This is a genomic window from Moraxella sp. CTOTU48841 (assembly GCF_032061225.1).
In the GTDB taxonomy this organism is placed as follows: Bacteria; Pseudomonadota; Gammaproteobacteria; order Pseudomonadales; family Moraxellaceae; genus Faucicola; species Faucicola cinerea.
Map to the genome: position 1 here is coordinate 205708 of NZ_DAMBFQ010000004.1, position 23695 is coordinate 229402.

Here is a 23695-nt window from a genome sequence, read left to right on the forward strand (position 1 = left end):
TTAAGTTGGAATAATCAGCGTGTCAAAACTGAAACTGATTGTCGGACTTGGCAACCCAGGTCAGCAGTATGCCCAAACACGGCATAATGCTGGCTTTTGGTTTGTGGAGCGTATAAGCGAGACGTTTAACATCACCATGACGTTGGATAAAAAATTTCATGGTTTGGTTGGACGTGGCGTAGTGTATGGCATGGATATACGCTTATTGTTACCGCATACTTTTATGAATAAATCAGGGGAAGCGGTGGTGCCGATGGTGAATTTTTATGGCATCCACTATGACGAACTGCTGATTGTTCATGATGAGCTTGACCTTGATGTGGGTCGTATGCGCTTAAAAACAGGCGGTGGTCATGGCGGTCATAATGGACTGCGTGATATCGTGCCGCATATCGGTGCAGATTTTCACCGTTTACGTTTGGGTATTGGTCATCCAGGACATAAGTCCAAAGTATCGGGTTATGTGCTTGGCAAACCGACCGCTGATGAGCAAATCGCATTTGACAGTATGCTAGATGCTGCCATGCGTACCCTGCCCGATTTGGTAACAGGTGACTTAGCCAAAGCCCAGCAAGCCATCAATAGTTTTAAATTACCCAATACCTAACGTTAACCAAAGGACAAGATTGATAAATCTTAGGGTCTATCCTTGAACTTTTATTTTCCTTCCATATATTGATTGCAATATGGATGAATTTCTCACCTGATATTTCAATCATGTTTAAATTTTATCGAGTTGGTTAATAGCCTCTCATGACTAGCCTGCTCACTTTTACCACAATGACGCGCATCGCGTTAACCTGACAAGGTAAGGAACGATCATGTTATTAACCCTATTAAAAGCCAAACTTCACCGCGCGCGTGTGACCCATTGTGAGCTTCACTACGAAGGCTCATGTGGCATTGATAGCGAGTTACTCGACTTGGCGGGCATCCGTGAGAACGAATCAATCGACATTTACAATGTCAACAATGGTAAACGCTTTCGCACCTATGCGATTCGTGCAGAAGCAGGCTCAAAAATGATTTCGCTCAACGGAGCAGCCGCTCACATGGCGGATTTGGGCGATGTGGTGATTATCGCTGCTTATGCGCAAATGGATGAGAAAGAAGCCGACAACCATCATCCACGCTTGGTTTACCTTGATGAAGGTAATATTGTTAAAGACACTGCCAACGTGATTCCTGTGCAAGTCTCTTAACACAGCTTTATCGTCACCACAAATGTGCAAATAAATTAGGCGAGTCATTGAATACTCGCCTTTTTTTGTCTATATTTTTTATTTAAACAATGTGTTTGGCTGATGCGTAAATGAATGGGCTGGTCAACCGTAAATTGCACGTTTATAGTTTGTTTGCGATAGGTCAGATAGCACCAATGTGGCAGATAATGGAAGTCTTGCTATAGTATTAATAACATTTTACTTTTAGTGTCTGTTAATAAAAAAAAGCCGAAGTTGATTCGGCTTTTTTAAAAAATTAAAGGGGTTAAAGAAGAAAAAATAGGCGATTATTTTTCTACGCCAGCTTCTTGACCTTTGTATTTGGCGTTTGCGTAATCCCAGTTAACCAGTTTGTCAAGGAAAGTGTCAACGTAGTCTGGACGACGATTACGATAGTCGATGTAGTAGGCATGTTCCCACACGTCACATGTCAATACCGCAACTTGGTTATGCGCTAATGGGGTATCTGCGTTTGCAGTTTTGGTGATTGATAATTTACCACCAACGCTATCAGCCACTAACCATGCCCAACCTGAACCAAATTGGCTTACGGCCGCGTTTTTGAATTCTTCACGGAATTTTGCATACGAACCAAACGCTTCTTCGATTTTGGCTTTTAGATCGCCCGTTGGTTCACCGCCACCATTGGCAGTTAGGCAGTTCCAGTAGAAAGTATGGTTCCAAACTTGTGCCGCTTGGTTAAAGATGGTGGCTTTGCTGTTATCACCTGCTGTGGCTTTGATGATTTCATCTAGCTCTTTACCTTCAAGCCCTGAACCTGGTAGTAGCTCATTTAGTTTGTTCACATACGCTGCATGGTGTTTGTCATGGTGAAATTCTAGGGTTTCTGCACTGATATGTGGCTCAAGCGCGTTTTTGGCGTATGGTAAATCTGGTAATGTAATGTGTGACATCTTATTTTCCTTTTTCCTTTGCTATTGTTGTGATGACTTTATGATAAAAGTAACCACATGCCATTTGTGTGATAAAAGCTTTGTATTAAAAGCGCAAATATCAAAACCATATCCAAAATGGCAAGTTGGCTGGGTTTATGTTATTTAGTTTATGTTATTTATCTATGCTTCATCAAGCTTTATCAAGGGTTAAAAACGCTCACTAGCTTTACTATCGTTAGCTTTGTTTATTAACCTTCCTATCATTAGCCTTGATAATATCCTCATAACACATGGGTTATTTTGCCATAAAAATTGGCAGAATTTAACCGTTTCTATAGTAGGGATTTATTATCTTGTGGGGTAAAAATCAATGAGTGCATGCTAATAAGCTGATTTTTAACCCGTTACTTGCTATTTGATGATAGCAAATTACTCAAAAAAAACTGTAGTGGTTTGGTATAAGGCTTTTGCAACGTGAGTATTTGCAGCGCGAGCCACTGTTAACTATGCTATGATAAGGTCAAGTTTTTTATGCAAAATACACACAGTGGGTCTATATGTCAGTTTCTATCCCTAATCAAATATTTCCTACCAGCCAATTAGTCCTCGCCAGTAATAACCAAGGTAAACTCGCGGAATTCAAGCAATTATTTGAACAAGCCAATCTTGAGATAACAGTCATTCCACAAGGGCAATTGGGCATCGAGGATGCGATTGAAGATGGACTTAGTTTTATTGAAAACGCGCTCATTAAAGCCCGTCATGCCAGCCGTATTAGCGGACTGCCTGCGATTGCTGATGATTCGGGTTTATGTGTACCCATACTAGGCGGTCAACCCGGAATTTATTCTGCGCGTTTTGCCCAAGATGAAGCCAGCTTTAGCGAGCATAAAGACTTAGCCAACAACCAAAAATTATTACGACTGCTTGAACCCCACAGACATACAAATGAGCCGATTATCGGGCAGTTTGTTTGCGTGTTGGCACTCGTGCGCCATGCCGATGACCAGCTACCCATCATTGCACAAGGGATTTGGCAAGGTGAAATCTTGCCCGCCCCGCAAGGTGAACTTGGTTTTGGTTATGACCCGCTATTTTGGGTGCCAAGCGTACAAAAAAGCGCTGCCGAGATGCAAAAGACCGATAAAAACCGCATCAGTCATCGTGGGCAAGCGATGCAGCAACTGCTAATGCAATTGATGAAGTAAAAGCGCAATTGATGAAGTAAGGTTTTCAACTCATGCCTATCACTTGCAAGCAAATAGACAAGGTGTGACTGCTAAGGTATTCGATACAGAGATTTTACAGCAACAATTTTTTTACTTTACTAGATGATTAATTTATACTATACCACTTTCGGTTAATTTTTGCCTTTTAGCATGCGTTAACCAACAGATTTTGGATTGCGTATTTTATAGGCTTTTTTCAATCCCCTTAAAAGCCTGATAACTTATCGCTATTTACCCTTATGAGTGGCACCCACGCTGCTCTTTTTTGATATTTTATGGAAGGTTTTGTTATGTCAAATTCAAATGTGTCAGAGTCAACAGTTACTAACTTAGAAGTAACTACCAACAAAAAATCAAACCTTGAAACCCAACTCACGGTTAAAGTACCTGTGTCAACCATTCAAGGTCGTGTGGAAAAACGCATCAACCAAGTGGCAAAAACCGCTAAAATCGATGGTTTTCGTAAAGGTAAAGTGCCTGTATCACACATTCGCGCCCAATATGGCGCAGGTATCCAACAGGAAGTGATCAATGATGTGATTCGCGATACCGTATTTGATGCGATTCGTCAAGAAAACATCCGCGCTGTGGGTATGCCAAACATTGATGACGTGAAACTTGAAAACGACTTTTTGGTTTATCAAGCAACGGTTGAAGTATTCCCAGAAGTAGAAGTTCAAGGGTTATCAGACATTGAAGTTGAGCGTCAAGTTGCCAACGTGGGCGATGCAGATGTTGACACTATGATTGAAAACCTACAAAAACAACGCCAAACTTACGTTGCCAAAGATGATGCCGCAGCCGAAGGAGACCAAGTCAAGTTTGACTTTGAAGGTTCAATCGATGGTGAAAAATTTGAAGGTGGTAGCGCGCAAGACTTTAGCCTAGTATTAGGCAGTGGTCGTATGATTCCAGGCTTTGAAGATGGTATCAAAGGCATGAAAGCAGGCGAAGAAAAAACCATCGACGTGACATTCCCAGAAGATTACCAAGCTGAAAACCTACAAGGCAAACAAGCACAGTTTAAAATCAACGTCAAATCAGTTGAGCAATCACAATTACCAGAATTAAACGATGAGTTCCTTGAAGCATTTGGGGTAACAGAAGGCGGCTTAGACAAACTTAAAGCAGACGTGCGTAAAAACATGGAGCGCGAAGTAAAAAGCGCTGCCCGTAACCAAGTAAAAGAAGCGGCATTTAACGCCCTACTTGAAAAAAATGAAATCGACGTACCTGCATCGATGCTTGAGCAAGAAATCGATCGCCAACGCAGCATGATGTTAAACCGTTTTGCCCAACAATTTGGCGCAGATCCTAAAACTTTTAACAAAGATATGCTACCAAACGAATTATTTGAAGAGCAAGCCCTGCGCGCTGCCCGTCTTGGCATCATCGTTTCGAGCCTCATTGAGTCAAATAAACTTGAAGTTGACCAAGAACGTGTGACCACATACATCAACGAAATGGCAGAAAACTACGAAGATCCAAACGAAGTTATTGACTATTACACCAACAATGCGCAAGAACGTGCCAACATCGAAGCGGTGGTGTTAGAAGATCAAGTGGTCGATCATATCTTGTCTCAAGGTAAAGTGACTGATACTGAAGTATCTTACCAAGACTTACTAGCTAGCCAACAACAAGCGATGATGTAATAATTGGCTTAATCCATTCTTAGGCATTTAAGCTTAAGCATTTAAGAATGTATTTTTAGTCAGCTTAGTAACTTGTTTTTATGCCAATTGCCCTTATAAACGATAAGGGCTTTTGCATATTTAAAAAGGACAATAACATGTTAGAAAAATTCTTGGACTCGCCTTTCGCGACGAGTCAAATCCAAAATACCGTAACCCGTGACGTGTTGTCACCACAAAGTGCTTTAGTACCTATGGTGGTCGAGCAATCGGCTCGCGGTGAGCGCTCATTTGACATCTATTCACGCCTATTGCGTGAGCGTGTGGTGTTCTTAGCCGGTCAAGTTGAAGACCACATGGCGAATTTAATTGTCGCCCAGTTGTTGTTCCTAGAAGCGGAAAATCCAGAAAAAGACATTAACTTGTACATCAATTCACCAGGTGGCTCTGTGAGTGCAGGTCTTGCGGTGTTTGACACCATGAACTTTATCCAGCCACAAGTGTCAACGATTTGTATGGGCGGTGCTTATAGCATGGGTTCATTCCTACTGGCAGCGGGTGAAAAAGGTAAACGCTACGCCTTAGCCAATGCCCGTGTGATGATTCACCAACCGTCAGGCGGTGCACAAGGTCAAGCGACCGATATTGAAATCAATGCGCGTGAAATCCTCAAAATCCGTGAACGCTTAAATAAAATCTTGGCAGAACGTACCGGACAGCCACTTGAGAAAATCGCCCGTGATGTCGAACGTGACTATTGGCTAGATGCCCAAGAAGCCAAAGAATACGGTCTAATTGATGAAGTATTAGAAAAACGTCCAAGCATTGCTTAATAGGTTAAACAATCACGAAGTAATTAAGACAAGCATAATTTTAGGAGCGTTTTTTTATGTCAAAAAATGACATTGAGCCACACTGCTCGTTTTGTGGTAAAGCCAAACACGAAGTCAAAAAGCTAATTGCAGGTCAAGACGCCAATATCTGTAATGAGTGTATTGAACTGTGCGATGATTTAATCGCCGAATCAAAGTCATCAGGCAGCGACGGTAGCGATACCAATGAGCGTGAAAACTGGGCAGCGCGCAAATTGCCAACGCCCAAAGAAATCCGCAGCCACTTAGATGAGTATGTCATCGGTCAAGATAAAGCCAAAAAAACTTTGGCAGTAGCGGTTTATAACCACTATAAACGCTTAAAGGTGAGTGAAAAGCTGAGTAAAGATAAAGCGTTGACGACACTTGGCGCCGATGATGCCATGGTTGAGCTATCAAAAAGCAATATTTTGCTAATTGGTCCAACGGGCTCTGGTAAAACCTTATTGGCGCAGACCCTGGCCCGCCTCCTTGATGTCCCATTTGCGCTCGCCGATGCCACTACCTTGACCGAAGCAGGTTATGTCGGTGAAGACGTGGAAAACATCGTACAAAAACTGTTACAAGCGGCAGAATTCGATGTCGAGAGAGCGCAAAAAGGCATTATCTATATCGATGAAATTGATAAAATCAGCCGTAAAAGCGAAAACCCTTCAATTACCCGTGATGTGTCGGGTGAAGGCGTACAGCAAGCGCTGTTGAAACTGATTGAAGGTACAGTTGCTAATATTCCACCGCAAGGTGGTCGTAAGCACCCAAACCAAGAGATGATTCAGGTCGATACCAGTAATATCTTGGTGATTTGTGGCGGTGCGTTTGCCGGTCTAGACAATGTCATTCAACAGCGTACCGAAAAAACCGGTATCGGCTTTAACGCTGAGGTAAAAGCCAAAGACAGCGGCAAAAAAACCGGTGAATTGTTCAAGCAAGTCGAGCCAGAAGATTTGATTAAATTTGGTCTGATTCCAGAGTTAATTGGTCGTCTGCCTGTGGTCGCGACACTGGAAGAACTGGATGAAGAAGCATTGGTACAAATCTTAACCGAGCCAAAAAATGCGCTAGTCAAACAATACGAATACTTGTTTGAGATGGAAAATGCGAAGTTATCGTTCACCGATGATGCACTAGTGGCGATTGCCAAACAAGCGCTAAAGCGTCGTACCGGCGCGCGCGGTCTACGCTCCATTGTTGAAAACGCTTTGCTCGATACCATGTATGAACTGCCTTCGATGACACCCGGTAAAACCGTCACAGTCAATGAGGCAGTGATTGATAATAACCAATCGCCAGAGATTGTTTGATAATGCTTGAGTTAAAAAACGTGCCTATGTCGCACGTTTTTTATTTGGCTTAGTTTTTTATTTGGATTAGTCGGTACGAAAATCATTGTGGTTGTAAGGCGTGCAAATCTCGAAGGACTTATTCTCTAATTGTAAACACGCCAACCTGTCTGTCATTTGATTAGGCAATAATTCAGTATGATTGCCCCAAAATTCTTCCGAACTCATCACACGGTAATTTTTTAGCCAGCGGTTTTGACGAATTGCAGGTTGATTGTTAATGGTGGCAATGCTAATTTGGTCATCACCCCTGTCTAGCTCTGAAGTAAAAGGCATCAAAATTTTATCCATTTTTGATAGGTATTTACGCTGGGTGTCTTTGGCAAATGTTTTGATAGTTTTGCCATTGGCTAGCTTAAAATTTCGCTTTGTCCACCAAACTTTGCCCGTCGCAGCGGTGGCTGTCATATTGCAAGCGAGTTTTTGCTGTAATTTATCGTGGCTAAAAAGATAGCATTGGGTTGATTTTGGGTCTAGCTTGTAAACTTCTGCATGGGTAATACCCATAAGACCTAAAACCAATCCTAAAGCAATCGCTAATTTTTTAATCATATGACCACCTGTAGCATTTAATCTTCAATCAACCAACCCTGTTGTACCGCAATGGCAATTTGCTCGGTTATCCAGTCGTGAATGATGGGAAAATCCTGTCTGATAAATGCTTGGGCGGCTTGGACTTGGGAGTGTTTGACTTGATGGTCTGTCCATGCCCCACCGTCTGTCACCATATTGAGCATAAAGGGCAATAGCCTATCCACTGCTTTAAGCAGTTTGCTTTCAGCACTATGACCTGTTTCTTGCTCATCCCACAGCGTTAACAATTCTGAAACGGGGTTGCCCATCATCGCTGCCAGTTTTTCTACACCAATGCGCTCATCAACATGCGCCTGCGAGCGTTTATCAGCGTATAAGAATGTGTCACCCGCCTCAATTTCGCCCAAATCATGAACCAGTGCCAGTTTGAGCAGTTTTTCATGATTGACCTCTAGGTTGAAATGCTGCGCGACTGCCCAACACGCCATCGCCAAATGCCATGAATGCTCAGCTGAATTTTCAAGACGTCGTGGCGTGTCTTTAGACAGTTGGGTGGTATAGTTGCGGCGGTTGACTGATTTTAAGGCATCCAATGCCAACAGATAATCAATAAGCGGTTGCATCAAATACCTCTTAATCATGGATGGTCTGAGTCGTGTTCACTTGACTAGCGCTGAAATCGTTTTAAACGCGGGATCTTCTGAGCTACGACACAGCTCAAATAAAATCGCTTCGGTGGTAGTGACGACCGCACCGGCACGGCGCATACGACGAATCGCAATTTTACGGTCGTACAGGTCTCGCGAGCCTACGGCATCGGTGATAATGATGGGCTGCATACCGTTATCGAGTAAATCTAACGCCGTCTGCATGACACAAACATGAGTTTCTGTGCCAAATAAAATCACATTGTTGCGATTTTGCTGGGCGATATGATGCCAAGAAGTTGGCGTATCACATGCGCTAAAGGTTGTTTTTTCAAACACTGGCGTATTTTTTTCAGATAGTAACTGCGTCAACTCTGGCAAGGTAGACCCCAATCCTTTGGGATATTGCTCATTAACCATAATGGGAATATTGAGCGCTTGTAGACCTTGAATCAAAATCGCTGTTTTCTTGAGTAATTTTCGATGTTCGGCAATATGGGGCGCAAGTTTTTCTTGTATATCAATCAGCATGGCTTGGCAGTCATTGCGCTCGATACGATAAGGTTTTGGGATAAATTTTGTTGTCATCTTCAGCTCCTTTGATGATGGTTCAACTTGGGGGTTACGATCATTCGTATGTCACGAATGCTATACTATACTCTATTAAACAACGCCATTAAAAATTCATTACGTCGTCCGCGGTGTCGACCACAGTTAACTGATAGTCCAAATGCCCTAAATAGCCATAATGTCCTTTTTCACTGAGTTCTGCAACAATAGTGACGTCATCACAATGTACCCGATCCATAAGCTTGGTTTGATGACTGGCTTGATTGTCAGTAGGCGTTTTGTTGGACTGATACAGTGATTGGATACGCAGTAATGGGTCATTGAGCGCATAGGTAGCGCCATCGGTGACAAAGGTTAAATACTCACCGACCTTGTGCACCTTACCTTTAAAATGCTGATTGGTGACAACCCCACTAAAGGCAGGGGTATATAAACGGCGCGCTTTATATTGCTGCTTAGCATATTGCCATGCACCATAACTGCCTAGGACAGCAGTTACGCCCGTTGCTGCTGTGGCTGTCACACCGACGCCAATGAGTTTCGCGACAACGTGACGCTTTTTAGCTTTGTTTTTTTGTTTGCGAGGCTGTGGTGAGCGCTTCGATTGTTGTGCTTTTTGGTCAGTCGCTTTGTTATTTTTTTTAAACATGAATGTCACTTAGATTGTTGTTTTTTGATAAAAAATGCCAGTAATCACTTCAAAAAAAATTGATTAACTTATAGTAAAATGTTTTGGCAACATTTACCGCAACTTTTTGTTAGTATTATTTTTGCCAAATTTGCTTATATTTTGCAAGCAGCTGTTCGGGCGATTCAGGGCGCTCATCGTCTTTGATGATGCAGTCAATCGGACAGACTTTGTCGCAGGTTGGCTCATCATAGAACCCGATGCATTCGGTGCACAAGTCAGGATTGATGACGTAAGTTTTTTGTACTTTATTGTCATAGCTAATGGCTTCATTTGGGCATTCAGGCTCACAAATGTCGCAATTGATACAGTCGGAAGTGATTTTTAGTGCCATGTCTTGTAGTCTGTTTTTACCTTTAGCAATTAACACCTTTAGCGATTAACGATTAACACCGCACTTAGGCGCCATACCTCATATACCATATACTGTCATCTTGCATCCACAACTCCTGCATAACATTTGCCGTCGCTTCATGCTTATAATACAAAGTGATCATACATTCGGTGAGTGAGAAAAAGTGATAGCGAACACGGTCAGGCAATAGCGGTTGAGACTGCCAGTCTCGAGATTGCCATAAGCCGTGTAAAATCTCATGCCAGCTGTCGCGAGTGTGGATTGCTTTTCCGTTAACAAACCGAAAATTGTCCGCTAAATTCCCGCCAAAGTCGTCTCAATGGCTTTAAAATCCCGCCTGATACTGCGACAACGCTACCTTAGGTAAAAATTGGCTCACTGACGCTTTTCATGATTAATGCAAATTGCAATACGTCATCTTGCATCTCTTTAAACGGATTGGCGATTTGACACACCCAGCCAGAGCCTAAAGCGCCATCAATCGGCTCACCTTGTTTATTCCACATTTCTTTAAGTGGGTAGCTCAAATTACCCTGTGGCGTCATGATTTCGATGGTATCACCCACCATCAATTTATTCTTAATTACCAAGGTTAAGCGCGTTGGAGTAATGTCGCTAATCTCGGCAACAAACTGCTGATGGTCGGTTTTTGATGACCCATATTCATAGTTTTGGTAATCACTATGCACGTGGCGACGTAAAAAGCCTTCGGTATAGCCGCGATTGGCGAGCCCATCGAGCGCGGTGATTAAGCCTGTATCAAATGGCTTACCAGCGGCGGCATCATCAATCGCTTGACGGTACACTTGTGCGGTGCGCGCCACATAATAATGCGACTTGGTACGGCCTTCGATTTTGAGTGAGTGTACGCCCATATGGGTTAGCTCAGGCACTAGCTCAACGGCACGTAAGTCTTTAGAATTCATAATATAAGTGCCATGTTCATCTTCAAACATCGCCATCAATTCGCCTGGGCGACCTTGTTCTTCAATCAGTACTACTTCATCCGATGGCTGCTGTACATAGTCATCGCCCATCACCACATCACCATTTAGATTGATAGTTTGAATGGCATCTTCTTGCGTGGCTTGAGTAGGAACAAAAACTTCGGGGGTATTGATAGGTTGGGTAGTAGATTGTGTAGGCACGATATCGCCCGTTTCGTTTTCTTCTGCTTTATAGGTGTTGTATGACCAGCGACAGGCATTGGTACAAGTGCCTTGGTTGGCATCGCGTTTATTGATATAGCCAGAGAGCAAGCAACGACCCGAATACGCCATACAAAGTGCCCCATGCACAAATACCTCAATTTCCATATCGGGCACTTCAGCGATGATTTGTTCGATTTCTTTGAGTGACAACTCGCGACTCAAAATCACGCGGCTGACGCCCATTTGCTTCCAAAACTTTACCGTTGCCCAGTTCACCGCGTTCGCCTGCACCGATAGGTGAATTACCTGCTCTGGAAAGGCTTCACGCACCATCATAATCATCCCAGCATCTGACATAATCAGCGCATCGGGTTTCATCTCAATCACAGGGCGGATGTCTTCGATAAAGGTTTTAAGCTTGGCATTATGCGCTTGGATATTGACCACGACATAAAATTGCTTGCCCAGTGAATGGGCGTAGGCAATCCCTTTGGCAAGATTTTCCTCATCAAAATCATTATTGCGCACCCGCAAGCTATAGCGTGCTTGTCCCGCATATACGGCATCTGCGCCATAGGCAAACGCATATTGCATATTACGAAAAGTGCCAGCAGGGCATAAAAGTTCAGGCTTACGGGTCATAACTATCCTTACAGCGTGTCATACAATGTGAAATTGTTGATATTATAACAAATTTGATAATCACGCGGAAAAAAACTTGAGTAATTTACTCGGAAATCATGCTAAAGCGGTTATAAAATATTCAACGATAAACCCGCACAGACTGCCATGGTCAGCTCAGCGACTTGCTCATCAAATGTGCTTGACCATTCACCTTTTAATACTAAAGGCGGTTGTATCCAGCGCCAACGCAACCCCGTAATGATACTCTCTACCGCACGTTTGCTACCTGTACCGTCGAGCCCCGCACGGATATAACATGCCACAGGCAGTCCTTGTTTTTGCTCAAGCACCGGGTAATAAATTCGCTCAAAAAAATCCTTGGTCAGCCCCGCCATATAACCAAAATTTTCGGTTGTGCCAATGATAATGGCATCCGCTTTTAACACATCTTCCACTTGCGTTTGTAACGGTGTTTTAACAATCACAGTGACGTTATCAATATCCGCTAGCTGTGTGGCGGATTTTGCAACTTCTGCTAATCGCTGCGTATTATCTGATGGAGTATGTAATACCAATAGTAAATTTTTCATTTCACGCATACTGTACATCCTAAAATGTCATGATTACCCAATTTTGGCGAATAAAAAACCGCAAGGTGATGCGGTTTCAGTCAGCGTTTTAATCAGCAAGTGAGTCACGCCAAATGTTAAGGACGGTGGATTTTATCGCCCACTTCCCCCATCATACCGCGCACGGTATTTAAGATATCGGCAGGCAGTACCACGGTTTTGGCATTGGGTGATTTTGACATATCAGTCATGGCTTTGATGTACTGCTCACCTAGTAGATATAGCAGCGGAATTTCGCGCTCGCCCACCGCTTCACTAATCAAGCGAATTGATTGCTCACTGCCTCGCGCCAGCACCACTTGCGCTTCGGCATCACGCCGTGACGCCTCAAGACGTCCATCAGCTTCTGCAATCGCCGCTTGGCGTTGCCCATCCGCTTTGGTCACTGTAGCACGGCGTTGACGCTCCGCAGCCGCCTGTTCTTCCATCGCCATTTGCATGGTGGTTGATGGGCTAATATCTTGGATTTCCACGGTTTTTAGGGTAATTCCCCAATCGGCAATATCATCAGAAATTGACATTTTTAGCGCGGCTTTGATTTGGTCACGCGATGATAACGCACTGTCAAAATCCATGTCACCAATGATAGAACGCAGTGAGGTTTGTACCAAATTACGAATACCTTGCTCATAATTCTCAATACCATATACGGCGCGCTCTGGATGCACGATATTGATATACGCCACCGCATTGGCGATAATCACGACGTTATCACGGGTGATTACCTCTTGCGAGGGAATATCTAGCACTATGTCTTTGGTAGTCACTTTATATGCCACGTTATCAACATAAGGAATGATAAAATTCAACCCAGGCTCTAAGGTCTGATGGTACTTACCCAAACGCTGTACAATCCATTTAAACCCTTGTGGTACGATTTTCACCCCTTTATAAAGGGTAAATAGCACAAAGGCGACCAAAAAAATACCAATACCGCTCAACGCTTCCATGACAATTCCTTTATTAATGCTTATTGATGCTTATTGATGCTTATTGATGCTTATTGATGCTTATTGATGCTTGGTGGATTCTACAAGCAACTCATTTCCAATGACATCCACCACAATGGCTCTATCGCCAACTGCCAGCGGTGCGCTTTGGTAGCTACGACACACCCATTCATCCGCCCCAAAAATTGGCACACTAAAACGAATCTTGCCCAATTTATCTGCTTGCGGACTTTGAACAATCATGCCTGTTTCCCCAATGATAACCCCCGAACCCAATCCTGCTGTGGTACGATTTTGCATATACGGCTTGATAAATTTAAAACCAATGATAGTAAAAATCACCGACAGCATCAGCCATACCATCAGCCAAAAAAACCAGCTAAACGGTAATAACCATGACAAAGCTGCCACCACAATCGCTGCCACACCAATCGATAAACTCACAAAACTGGTTAAGAATAGTTCAAGAATAATCAGCACTAACCCTAAAATTAGCCAGTGCCAAGGCTCAATTAGCATATCCCCACCTTGATTTTTAGTATACCAAACCCATTATGCAAGATTATGAATTTAAAAACAAATGCCGTCATTTAACCCACCATCTCTGTCATATTATGCACTATCGGCTATCAACTGCTTGACCGCACAGACCGCTAATTGTGGTTAATGATTGCACAAAGATGCGTTTTTTCCTATAGTGGTCAATGACCCTTTCATCTCTAGAGTCCCAAAAAATACGATGAGCCTTGATGCCCTCAAACTGAGTAACCAGTTATGTTTTCCCATTTATTCACTGTCAAAAAGTATCACTAACCACTATCGTCCCCTGCTAAAAGCCTTGGATTTGACCTATCCACAGTACCTTGTCATGCTGGTGCTATGGGAAAAAAGTCCACAAACTGTCGGCACATTGGGCGATTTTTTAGACCTTGATACCGGCACCCTGACCCCTTTACTTAAAAGACTTGAAGCCAAAGGCTTTGTGCACCGTGAGCGTGCCACGCAAGACGAACGGGTGGTACAAATATCGCTCACTGCCAAAGGGGATGCGCTAAAAATCCAAGCCGCTACCATTCCTAATGCGATGTTAGCTGCCATGCAGTTAGATGACGAAGCAATAGAGCTGCTACAACAAGTGGCGCAGAAACTCTGCCAGACTCATACAGAGGTGTGTACCCACACTCTATCACCCAAAAATCCTTAAACAAATTTTTAGCATTAAGCGCTATCTGCCTACGTCTTATCTATTATCATGCGTCTTTTCATGGTATCGTTAAATTTAGCATTTTTAGTCATTTGTTATTAGTTTGTATGCAGCGTGTGAGAATTTTATTACCTTGTCTAGGCACTGAAAATTATATTGTGTAAAATATAATTTTTTAAAACTTAAATATCAAAACCTAAATACTGGGGCGAATGTTGTAACGCCTATCGCCGATTTTTTTTCATTCATTCACGCAATTTAACAATTCAAAATAAGGTACTCTTATGAAAATTTTTTATAAAACCCCAACTGCGATCTCAACCGGTGGCCGCTCAGGTCACGTTGCACTAGAAGATGGTTCACTGGGCTTTGATTTACAATCCCCTGAGCAAAATAGCACAGGCGTCAACCCAGAAAAATTATTTGCCATGGGCTATGCCGCGTGTTTTGACAATGCGTTGACTCATGTGGCACAGCGTATGAAGCTAGAAGGCGTCAGCTCAAAAACTTCAGCAGTAGTTGGACTTGGCATGAATACCCAAGGCGGTTACGCGCTTGACATCGATTTGTATATTGAACTTAGCGGCGTCAGCGAAGAGCAAGCCCAAGCCTTGGTTGAAACGACGGATAAGGTCTGCCCGTATTCCAATGCTGTGCGTGGCAATGTTGACGTACGCCTGCATACCCAAGTAGTGGCATAATCAATTTAACATAATTTCCATTGCAAGCAGCGTGCTCAACTGTCAAAGACCAATTTGGGCACATTCACCGTTTTGTTGAGCAAGTTGAAAGCCTTTCAAGCGTTCTAACAGCCAATGACAAAATTGGTAACAACGAGCTTTCTTTAGCTTTGTTTAAATGCTCGGACAATAACTTTTATCGCTCTACTATTATCGTTATAGTTTTATCACTAGATTAGGAATATTTCATGTCACTGATTGAAAATTTACAATGGCGCCATGCCGTCAAAGCCTTTGATCCAAACCAAAGCGTGAGTCAAGAAAATATCGACAAAATCATCGAAGCCGCCCGACTGGCGCCCACCTCATCGGGATTGCAGCCCTTTAAAGTTATCGTGGTAAAAAACCAAGCCATCAAGGCGCAGCTAGTAGCCGGTGCGCTCAATCCTGACTGCATGAAAGAATGTTCTCACGTGCTTGTTTTTGCAGGTTGGCAGGATTATAGCGCCGAAAAAATTGATACCGTGTATGACATGACCACAGATGAGCGTGGCTTACCTAGAGGGCGTTTTGATAGCTATACTTCCATGCTCAAAGCAAGTGTGGCCAAAAAAACCGCAGACGAAAATTTTGAACATATCGCTCGCCAAGCTTACATTGGCTTAGGACTTGCGTTGGCTCAAGCAGCAGAGCTTAAAGTAGATAGTTGCCCTGCCGAAGGCTTTGATCCTAAGCTGATCGACGAGGTATTAGGTTTAGAGAAATTGGGGCTAAAAAGTATCGTAATCATGTACGTGGGTGTTTCAGATCCAGCACGTGATTGGATTGCGCCTATGGCAAAAGTACGCGTAGCCACTGAAGATTTTGTGATTGAATACAATTAATTCGTCAGCTATCAAAAACCTCTAAGAAAAACCCGCTAAATAGCTTATTTAGAGGGTTTTTTATATCTACACTGGGCAAGTGATGTTGGTTAAAGCGATTTGTACGAGATAGGTTTTATGAAGTACGGATTTTTTTAACAATCATCTTTATTGACAGCGAACCGGTAGATTGACAATACCTACCACCGGTATGCCATTTTTGGTAAAGGGGTTAAATTTGCCGCTCTTAGCCTGCATAGACAGTTGTCTATCGACTCTGACATTGCCGGTCGATTTGGCTAAAGTGACGCTGGTTGGATTGCCTTGCTTGTCCACCGTATAGCGAATAATCGCTGTTAATGCGCCGTTTTCCAGGTCTTCACTATGACAGCTAAAACTAGGTTGCCGCCGCCAACTTGCTTGCCCTGCCGAAAAGCTCACAGGTGAATTATTTTGCGCTTGTTGGGCTTCTTTATCCTTGTCGGCTTGTTGTTGTTTTGCCTTTTCGGCTTTCGCCCTAGCTTCATCTGCTTGTCTGGCTTTGGCATCAGCTAACGCTTTTTGACGATCCATTTCTGCTTGTTTGCGCTCACGCTCTTGTTGTTCAATTAATTGGTTGTCCAACGCTTTTTGCCGTGCAAGCGCTTGTTGCCGTTCCAATTCTTGTTGCCGCTCCAATTCTTGTTGTTGTTTTAAGTCTTGCTGTCTGGCGAGTGCTTGCTGGTGTTCAAGTTGTTGTTTTTGCGCTTGTTCGGCTCGCTCATTGGCGAGGGCTAGTTGCCTTGCCATGACAATGTCTTGGTCAACTTGTGGCGGCTTGACGATCGGTCTTTCTGCTGGTTTCGACGGTTCGGGTAACGGTTTAATCGGTTGTTCTACAGGTTTCTTAGCAATCGGTTTTTCGACTGTTTTCTCAATAGGCTTGCTGATGGGTTTTTCTATCGGCTTTTCTTCTGGTTTTTCTGCTATTTTTTCTATGGACTTTTCTGTTGGCTTTTCGACGGGCTTAGGTAGTTGTTTTATCGGTTGTTGCTCGGCTGTTACCGTCATCTCTTCAGGCTTGGTTAGCGCAGGTGGTGGCGCGATAAAGCTAATTTCTAACGGTGGCGTGACTTTGGGCGGTTTGATATCAGGCGTTGCCATATTTGCCAAGCTAATCGCTACGATACCATGTAAGCTCAATACGCCAATCAGTGCCAACGTGCCCGACTTTTTATCGACTATGGCGCTAATATCGTTTGAGAAATGGGCTTGACTAAAGTTAGCGTGACGTTGGATAGACATAGTTATAGCGCTGTATGTTTAGGAAAAGTCTTAAAATCGCTGTATTATAGTGTGAATGATAATCGTTATCAATATCTTAAATGATATTAATTCTTATTTATAAAAATTAATGATAATTATTATCATCAATGCTATGATTTGCTATTTTAAAACTTTGACCCGGGTCAACTCATGCTAACCACCCAATCGCTTACCGTCATGCGCCAACAAAAAACCCTTTTACACAACATCAATGTCACCATTGAGAAGGGAAAAATCTATGCCTTAATTGGGCATAACGGTTCGGGCAAATCGACATTGATTAAAGCTTTGGCAGGGGAAACCACCCCCACTAGCGGACAGATTTTATTACCGGATTTTACTGACAAATCAATCTTTGATTTACCGCCAAAAACCCTCGCCCAACAAGTCGCCTATTTACCGCAAAAATTGCCTGATGCCAGTCAATTTACCGTTGCCGAACTGGTGATGTTAGGGCGATACCCTTATCAAAAATGGCTACAAAAGCCTACGCCACAAGACCATACTAGGGTGCGTGAAGCAATGGCGGTCACCCAAGTCACGCCGTTTGCCGAGCAATCAGTGGCAACGCTATCCGGAGGGGAGCGCGCTAGGGCGTGGCTTGCCATGTGTATCGCCCAAGATACGCCTTATTTGCTACTTGATGAACCACTTGCCCCGCTCGATATCGTCTATCAAGTTGAAATACTGCGTCTCATTCGTGATTTGGCACGGCAGAAAAACAAGGCGATTGTGATTATTATTCACGATATTAATCTTGCGGCACAGTTTTGTGATGAGTTTATTGCGTTAAAAAACGGCAAGCTTTGTCATGTGGGTGATATCGCCAGTACCATGCAACCGCAAGTGCTTGACCAGATTTTTGGTATCAATTTGCATTTATTAAGTCACCCAGTCACCGGTAATAAAGTGGCGGTGGTGTGATGAGGGCTTGTTGCTTGTTGATTGTTTTGTTTTTTTTGACAGCGTGCCAGCCTCAGCGGGATTTAAAGCTTGAAGCACCGCCCGCAGATGCTCACAGCGTCAAAGTCATCACCCCTGATTGGGCGGTGGCTTCGACACTCACCGCCCTAGGCTATCCACCGATTGCCACAGGCGATACCAAAAGCTATCGTGAATGGGTGGGCACGCCCTCGCTGCCAAGCGATATTATCGATATTGGGGAACGATTCACCCCAAACTTTGAACGGCTTGCCCAACTCACCTCACTTTCTAACAATATCGTGATTATTGATAATGATTTTTATGCCCATCTAAGACCTGCTTACGGCAACACACCCCATAAGTCGGTGAGTTTTATGTCAAAAAACGCGGTAGCGACTTGGCAGGACTATGCTGAACCGACACTTCATCTAGGTGAAATTATTCATCAGCCGCAGCGCGCCCAGCAATTTTTAACCCAGTCAAAAAAACAGCTTGGCGAGCTTGGTGCGACATTTCGCCAAAAGTATCCCCACATCAAAAAAATTGCGGTAGTGCAGTTTGCCGATAGCAATAATTTGCGGATTTATACCAACAATAGCTTGTTTCGACCGACATTTGAGGTGATGGGGTTAAATTTGATTACCCTTGAAGATCAGATGGGTAAAGGCAATCTTTGGGGATTTAATTCGCTGGCATTGAGTGATTTGGCAAAACTTGATGATGATACCTGTTTGGTAGTGGTTGAGCCGTTTAGTCCTATGCTACGTCAAGAATTAGCCAAGAATTTGCTGTGGCAGCGGCTAGGCTATGGCGCAAGGGCTAACAATAGTCGCTGCATGGCAGTCTTACCGCCGATTTGGCTGTATGGCGGTGTGTCTTCTATGGTGGTATTTGGCGAGCGATTAAATCAGGCTCATTGGTTAGGGGGTAAGGCGCATGGGTAATAAAACTAGGCTACAACATAACCAGCGAGATAATCAGCGAATTACCAAACCCTTTAATGCCCCTGCCCTTTGGCTTTTTAGTGGCTTATTGTCGCTGGTTTTAATGACCACGGCTTTGGTTGTTAAAACCACTTGGCATGATGCCTTAGGGTTATTATTTGCCCGTTCACAGTCGCTAACCTTAGCGCAAATGGTGGCGCAGTTACAAATTTTGCCGACTATGCTAGTGGCGATATTTGCCGGGGGATTACTGGGCGTAGTCAGTGTCTTGCTACAACAATTGGTCAAAAATACCCTTGCTTCAGATAGTACCCTTGCGGTAGGAACAGGGGCACAATTGGCTTTATTAATTGTGACGCTGTTTTTTCCCAGTTTTGGCTTGTATGGTAGCTTTTGGGTGGCATTTGTTGGGGCATTGCTGAGTATGGGCTTGGTGTTTGCGATTGCTGCCAACAGTCGTATGAATCCTGTGGTGCTCATTTTGGGTGGTTTGGTGGTCAATATTTTGTTTTCTGCTATTTCCTCACTGTTGATGATTTTTTTCTCAGAAAGGGTTATGGGCGTTATGGCATGGGAAAGCGGCAACTTAACCCAAACCAGTTGGCAAAATAGCCAGTTTTTTGTGCTAATAAGCTTAATCTTGCCCATTATCTTGTTGTTTTTGGTCAAACCTTTAACCATCATGAGCCTTGATGAACGCCAAGCCAAAGCCTTGGGCGTGCCTGTGGTTGCTGTGCGTATGGTGGTAGTAACCCTTGTTGCAGTAGTCACGGCAAGCGTGGTAAGCCGCGTGGGCGTTTTAAGTTTTGTGGGCTTGGCTGCGGCAAGTGTCGTTAATGTAGTAACGATTCGTCCGATTGGGCAACGCTTAATGGCAGGATTTGCCTTTGGGGCGATGTTGTTATGGCTCACTAATAACATTGTGATGCTGCTGTCACCCTGGTTCAAACCATTACTTAACATAACGCTGCCTGTGGGGTCGGTCACAGGGATATTAGGTGCCGGGTTGATTATTTGGTTGGTCATTCGACAAATTAAACAGCCCATGATTGCCGAACAAAGCCCTAGCCTGTTGGTCGGCAAACGCCGATATTTTGGTGGCGGTTTTTGGGCGGTTGCGGTCGGGTTGTTGCTGCTTGTGACGGTAGGTGTATTACATATTTCCCCAGATGCGATGGGCAGTTTTGGGTGGCATACCGAGGCAAGTTTTATCGAGAATTTTCGTCTGCCGCGTACCTTATCGGCAATGGCAACAGGTCTAATGCTGGCTACCGCAGGGGTACTATTACAAAACTTGACTCGAAATCCGATGGCAAGTCCTGAAGTCATGGGCATCAGTTCAGGTGCGGCATTGGGGGTGGTATTGGTGTTCGTGCTCAGTCCAGTGATACTAGGCACACTGGGACTGGCAACCGATTCTGTTTGGGCATTGGGATTGCCTTTATTGGGTGGGCTGTTAGGTGCGGGTTTGGTGTTACTGTTAGTTTTGTGGCTTGCTCGTCGGCTATCCTCAAGCTATTTGTTACTCGTGGGTGTGGCGATTTCTGCATTGATGGGTGGTATGTTAACTTTAATCAAACTGTCAGGTGACCCTCGCTTACAAGCGATGCTCAATTGGCTATCGGGTACCACATATCATGCTTATCCTGTGACGGCGTGGGCATTAATGGTCATTGGTACAGGGTTATTTTTACTCAGTTTTTTGGTACTAAAGCCACTTAGGGTGATTAGCCTAGATGAAACTATCGCTCGCAGTTTGGGCGTATCAGTAAAACGTAGCGAAATACTGATTTTTAGCCTTGTAGCGGTGTTAAGCACTGTTTCGACACTGGCAGTTGGACCGCTAAGTTTTATTGGATTGATGACGCCGCATTTAGCCAAGACACTCGGGGCAGTGCAGTTACCTCACCAATTAGCCTTATCAGCGCTACTGGGCGCAGGATTGATGTTGATTGCTGATTGGGTGGGACGTTATGCAATTTTTCCCTATGAAATACCTGCGGGCACAATTGCTTCCATCGTAGGCGGTTTATATTTTTTATGGTTGATGAAAGGTATGAAAAATTAAAAACATAACTTCTTTGGTTACTCTATCATTACTTATTGTAAATAAAAATAATAATTGTTATCATTCGCAAAATGTTTTATCTATTGTCTTTTGAGTGATTGAATATGCGTTTATCCCTATTATCTTTAGCCGTGCGTTCGTCTTTGGCAGCGAGTACGATTGGCTTATTATCGACCGCGGCGATGGCAGAAGAAGCAAATACCACGGATGCTGCCACAGAAACCTTACTCGATGAAATCGTGGTGACTGCCAGTGCGGATGCGTCAAAAACTGGTTTGTCGCCAGCCTATCAAGGTGGGCAAGTCGCTACAGGTAGCCGTATCGGTATTTTGGGTAATAAGTCGACCATGGAAACGCCTTTTTCGACCACGGCCTATACCAATGACTTTATTTTAAATAAACAAGCAGATTCTGTTGGGGATATCCTAAAAAAAGATTCAACAGTGCGTGTGGCTCGTGGCTTTGGTAATTTTCAAGAAGCTTATCTGATTCGCGGATTTGTCACCAACTCTGACGATACCATGATGAACGGCTTATACGGCATTATGCCTCGTCAATTTATCGCAAGTGAGCTATTTGAGCGGGTCGAAGTACAACGTGGCGCTAGCACCTTCCTAAATGGCATGGCACCCGGGGGTAGTAATAAAGGAGGCACAGTCAATTTGCTGCCAAAGCGTGCCACTCAAACGCCGATTCGTAAAGTCACTATCAGCAGCGAAAATGCCGAAAACGGTAAAATTGCCCTAGACGTGGGACAACGGTTTGGCGCAAATCAAGCGTACGGTGTGCGTGCCAATGTCGCCTATCAAGACGGCGGTACAGCAGTCGATGATGAAAAAGCCAAATTGGGTTTGGTCGGTTTGGGCTTAGATTATCGCCAAGATAACATGCGGTTATCGGCAGATTTGGGCTATCAAAATAACGAACTGCAAAAAACGCGCACCAATGTCACCTTGTCAGGTTTGACCCGTGTACCCAAGGCCGCTGATGCCAAAAGCAACTGGTCGCAACCGTGGAGTTATTCAAATGAAAAAGATGTGTTTGGCACATTACGGGCTGAATATGACCTTAGCCCAAATTTGACTGCGTATGGCGCGTATGGCTTCCGTCATAGCGAAGAAGAGAACTCGCTCGCTAACTTGACGGTCACCAATTTAAATGGCGATGGCACCACCTACCGCTTTGACAATGCCCGTGAAGACGACATCAACACAGGCGAAATCGGTATCCGTGGCAAACTGACCTCAGGCAAAATCAACCATAACTGGGTAGTGTCTGGCAATATCTATAAAGCACAGATAAAAGCACCTTATCAATTTGATTGGCAAAACACGCTGACGACCAATTTATATCACCCAACCTCGTACGCCAAACCCAGCTGGTCAGCGGCGGCGTTGGCAGGCGGCGATATCGACCATCCTACCAAGACAGGCGAAACCACGCTCACCAGTGTGGCATTGGCAGACACCCTAGCCTTCATGGATGATAAACTTCAAGTGACCTTGGGGGCAAGACACCAAACCATTGAAGATGAAAGTTTTGACCCCACCACCCAAGCCAGTAATGGCAAATATAAAGAAAGTAAAACCACGCCTGCGTTTGCCCTATTATATCGCCCTAGCAATGAATGGTCAGTCTTTGCTAACTATATGCAAAGCCTCAGCAAAGGCGAAACTGCCCCTCTCACCACCACCATCGATGGCGTAGCAACTGAGCTGACCAATGCAGGTCAAGCCATGTCACCGTACGTCACCAAACAAAGCGAAATCGGCGTGAAATACGACCGCGGCGTTATCGGCGCAGGTCTCACCGCTTTTCAAACCAACAAGCCGCGTTATACTACCGTTGATACTACCTTTGAAGCGCACGGCAAAAACCAACATAAAGGCATTGAGCTCAATGTATATGGACAACCCACCACCAATATGCGAGTGCTAGGCGGCGTGACCTTCCTTGATACCCAACAAAAAGACACCGGTAGCGATGCCACTGAAGGGAAGCAAGTTATCGGTGCAGCAAAACACCTGTTGAACCTAGGGCTAGAATATGACTTACCACAACTAGACGGCTTAACCCTAACGGGCGATGTCATCCATACCGGCAAACGTTACGCCAATGATGCCAACACCCTAACAGTCGATGGCTATACCACTGTGGATTTGGGCGCAAGATATAAAACCCAACTTGCGGGTAAAGCAGTCACGCTCAAAGGGGTGATTGCTAACGTCACCGATAAAGACTACTGGTCATCGGTGGGCGGTTATGAAAATACCGCAGGTGACAACGGTGCAGGCTATCTTACCTTAGGTGAGCCACGCACATTGAAGCTGTCAGCGACCTTTGATTTTTAATTTGACACATTGTT

General features: G+C 44.1%; 24 protein-coding genes. 13 read left to right on the forward strand and 11 right to left on the reverse strand.

Annotated features, from left to right (window positions below; all coding sequences use genetic code 11):
* Positions 1–19 precede the first annotated feature (19 nt).
* Both pth and panD read left to right on the forward strand, forming a co-directional pair.
* Positions 20–607: an aminoacyl-tRNA hydrolase gene (gene pth / locus RT034_RS06560; protein ID WP_313015215.1), complete on the forward strand. Its 588-nt coding sequence runs from the start codon at positions 20–22 to the stop codon at positions 605–607.
* Between the two features lie 214 nt (positions 608–821).
* Complete coding sequence (gene panD / locus RT034_RS06565; RefSeq protein ID WP_036589204.1) at positions 822–1202, forward strand: aspartate 1-decarboxylase; 381 nt, start codon at positions 822–824, stop codon at positions 1200–1202.
* A gap of 308 nt (positions 1203–1510) precedes the next feature.
* Here the strand turns inward: panD and RT034_RS06570 are convergent, their stop codons facing one another.
* The gene (locus RT034_RS06570) at positions 1511–2137 is read right to left on the reverse strand and encodes a superoxide dismutase (protein ID WP_313015218.1); all 627 of its coding nucleotides are present in this window, start codon (positions 2135–2137) and stop codon (positions 1511–1513) included.
* Between the two features lie 539 nt (positions 2138–2676).
* On the opposite strand from RT034_RS06570, the gene rdgB reads away from it, so the two are divergent.
* From rdgB to clpX, 4 genes are all read left to right on the forward strand, one after another.
* Positions 2677–3327 carry an RdgB/HAM1 family non-canonical purine NTP pyrophosphatase gene (gene rdgB / locus RT034_RS06575; RefSeq protein WP_313015222.1) on the forward strand — a complete coding sequence of 217 codons (651 nt, stop codon included), beginning with the start codon at positions 2677–2679 and terminating at the stop codon, positions 3325–3327.
* Between the two features lie 311 nt (positions 3328–3638).
* Entirely contained in the window at positions 3639–5003 is a 1365-nt protein-coding gene (tig, locus tag RT034_RS06580) for a trigger factor (RefSeq protein WP_313015228.1), read from the forward strand.
* A gap of 137 nt (positions 5004–5140) precedes the next feature.
* Positions 5141–5815: an ATP-dependent Clp endopeptidase proteolytic subunit ClpP gene (clpP, locus tag RT034_RS06585; protein ID WP_257620036.1), complete on the forward strand. Its 675-nt coding sequence runs from the start codon at positions 5141–5143 to the stop codon at positions 5813–5815.
* 56 nt (positions 5816–5871) lie between these two features.
* Positions 5872–7155, forward strand: a complete 1284-nt coding sequence (clpX, locus tag RT034_RS06590; protein ID WP_313015235.1) for an ATP-dependent protease ATP-binding subunit ClpX — start codon at positions 5872–5874, stop codon at positions 7153–7155.
* Positions 7156–7221: 66 nt separating this feature from the next.
* Here clpX and RT034_RS06595 read toward each other — a convergent pair whose 3' ends face one another.
* From RT034_RS06595 to RT034_RS06635, 9 genes are all read right to left on the reverse strand, one after another.
* Positions 7222–7746: a hypothetical protein gene (locus tag RT034_RS06595; protein ID WP_313015239.1), complete on the reverse strand. Its 525-nt coding sequence runs from the start codon at positions 7744–7746 to the stop codon at positions 7222–7224.
* A gap of 17 nt (positions 7747–7763) precedes the next feature.
* Positions 7764–8351: an HD domain-containing protein gene (locus tag RT034_RS06600; RefSeq protein WP_313015241.1), complete on the reverse strand. Its 588-nt coding sequence runs from the start codon at positions 8349–8351 to the stop codon at positions 7764–7766.
* 36 nt (positions 8352–8387) lie between these two features.
* On the reverse strand, positions 8388–8963 hold the full coding sequence (locus tag RT034_RS06605; RefSeq protein ID WP_160002596.1) for a hydrolase: 576 nt from the start codon (positions 8961–8963) through the stop codon (positions 8388–8390).
* Between the two features lie 88 nt (positions 8964–9051).
* The gene (locus RT034_RS06610; RefSeq protein WP_313015245.1) at positions 9052–9594 is read right to left on the reverse strand and encodes a hypothetical protein; all 543 of its coding nucleotides are present in this window, start codon (positions 9592–9594) and stop codon (positions 9052–9054) included.
* A 115-nt stretch (positions 9595–9709) separates the two neighbouring features.
* Positions 9710–9967, reverse strand: coding sequence for a YfhL family 4Fe-4S dicluster ferredoxin (locus RT034_RS06615; RefSeq protein WP_007117256.1), 258 nt, complete (start codon positions 9965–9967; stop codon positions 9710–9712).
* Between the two features lie 380 nt (positions 9968–10347).
* Positions 10348–11781 carry a prephenate-dependent tRNA uridine(34) hydroxylase TrhP gene (gene trhP / locus RT034_RS06620; RefSeq protein WP_313015250.1) on the reverse strand — a complete coding sequence of 478 codons (1434 nt, stop codon included), beginning with the start codon at positions 11779–11781 and terminating at the stop codon, positions 10348–10350.
* 110 nt (positions 11782–11891) lie between these two features.
* Positions 11892–12362 (reverse strand): flavodoxin family protein, encoded by a 471-nt coding sequence (locus tag RT034_RS06625; protein WP_096488388.1) that lies wholly within the window; start codon positions 12360–12362, stop codon positions 11892–11894.
* 107 nt (positions 12363–12469) lie between these two features.
* A complete protein-coding gene (locus RT034_RS06630; protein ID WP_076774999.1) occupies positions 12470–13342 on the reverse strand; it encodes an SPFH domain-containing protein in 873 nt (290 codons plus the stop codon).
* 60 nt (positions 13343–13402) lie between these two features.
* The gene (locus tag RT034_RS06635; protein ID WP_096488386.1) at positions 13403–13861 is read right to left on the reverse strand and encodes an NfeD family protein; all 459 of its coding nucleotides are present in this window, start codon (positions 13859–13861) and stop codon (positions 13403–13405) included.
* A 220-nt stretch (positions 13862–14081) separates the two neighbouring features.
* Here RT034_RS06635 and RT034_RS06640 point away from each other — a divergent pair, with 220 nt between their 5' ends.
* From RT034_RS06640 to RT034_RS06650, 3 genes are all read left to right on the forward strand, one after another.
* The gene (locus tag RT034_RS06640; protein ID WP_313015256.1) at positions 14082–14546 is read left to right on the forward strand and encodes a MarR family winged helix-turn-helix transcriptional regulator; all 465 of its coding nucleotides are present in this window, start codon (positions 14082–14084) and stop codon (positions 14544–14546) included.
* A 284-nt stretch (positions 14547–14830) separates the two neighbouring features.
* On the forward strand, positions 14831–15247 hold the full coding sequence (locus tag RT034_RS06645; RefSeq protein WP_313015258.1) for an Ohr family peroxiredoxin: 417 nt from the start codon (positions 14831–14833) through the stop codon (positions 15245–15247).
* Between the two features lie 227 nt (positions 15248–15474).
* Positions 15475–16110 carry an NAD(P)H-dependent oxidoreductase gene (locus RT034_RS06650; protein WP_313015261.1) on the forward strand — a complete coding sequence of 212 codons (636 nt, stop codon included), beginning with the start codon at positions 15475–15477 and terminating at the stop codon, positions 16108–16110.
* Between the two features lie 147 nt (positions 16111–16257).
* Here RT034_RS06650 and RT034_RS06655 read toward each other — a convergent pair whose 3' ends face one another.
* Positions 16258–17373 carry a hypothetical protein gene (locus tag RT034_RS06655; RefSeq protein WP_313015263.1) on the reverse strand — a complete coding sequence of 372 codons (1116 nt, stop codon included), beginning with the start codon at positions 17371–17373 and terminating at the stop codon, positions 16258–16260.
* 171 nt (positions 17374–17544) lie between these two features.
* On the opposite strand from RT034_RS06655, the gene RT034_RS06660 reads away from it, so the two are divergent.
* The 4 genes from RT034_RS06660 (at position 17545) to RT034_RS06675 (ending at position 23681) form a co-directional block, all read left to right on the forward strand.
* Positions 17545–18318: an ABC transporter ATP-binding protein gene (locus RT034_RS06660; protein WP_313015265.1), complete on the forward strand. Its 774-nt coding sequence runs from the start codon at positions 17545–17547 to the stop codon at positions 18316–18318.
* 14 nt (positions 18319–18332) lie between these two features.
* On the forward strand, positions 18333–19262 hold the full coding sequence (locus tag RT034_RS06665; protein ID WP_313015270.1) for an ABC transporter substrate-binding protein: 930 nt from the start codon (positions 18333–18335) through the stop codon (positions 19260–19262).
* Complete coding sequence (gene fhuB / locus RT034_RS06670) at positions 19255–21330, forward strand: Fe(3+)-hydroxamate ABC transporter permease FhuB (RefSeq protein WP_313015273.1); 2076 nt, start codon at positions 19255–19257, stop codon at positions 21328–21330. The genes RT034_RS06665 and fhuB overlap by 8 nt, the downstream gene beginning before the upstream one ends.
* 104 nt (positions 21331–21434) lie before the next feature.
* Entirely contained in the window at positions 21435–23681 is a 2247-nt protein-coding gene (locus RT034_RS06675; protein WP_313015276.1) for a TonB-dependent receptor, read from the forward strand.
* Positions 23682–23695: the final 14 nt, after the last annotated feature.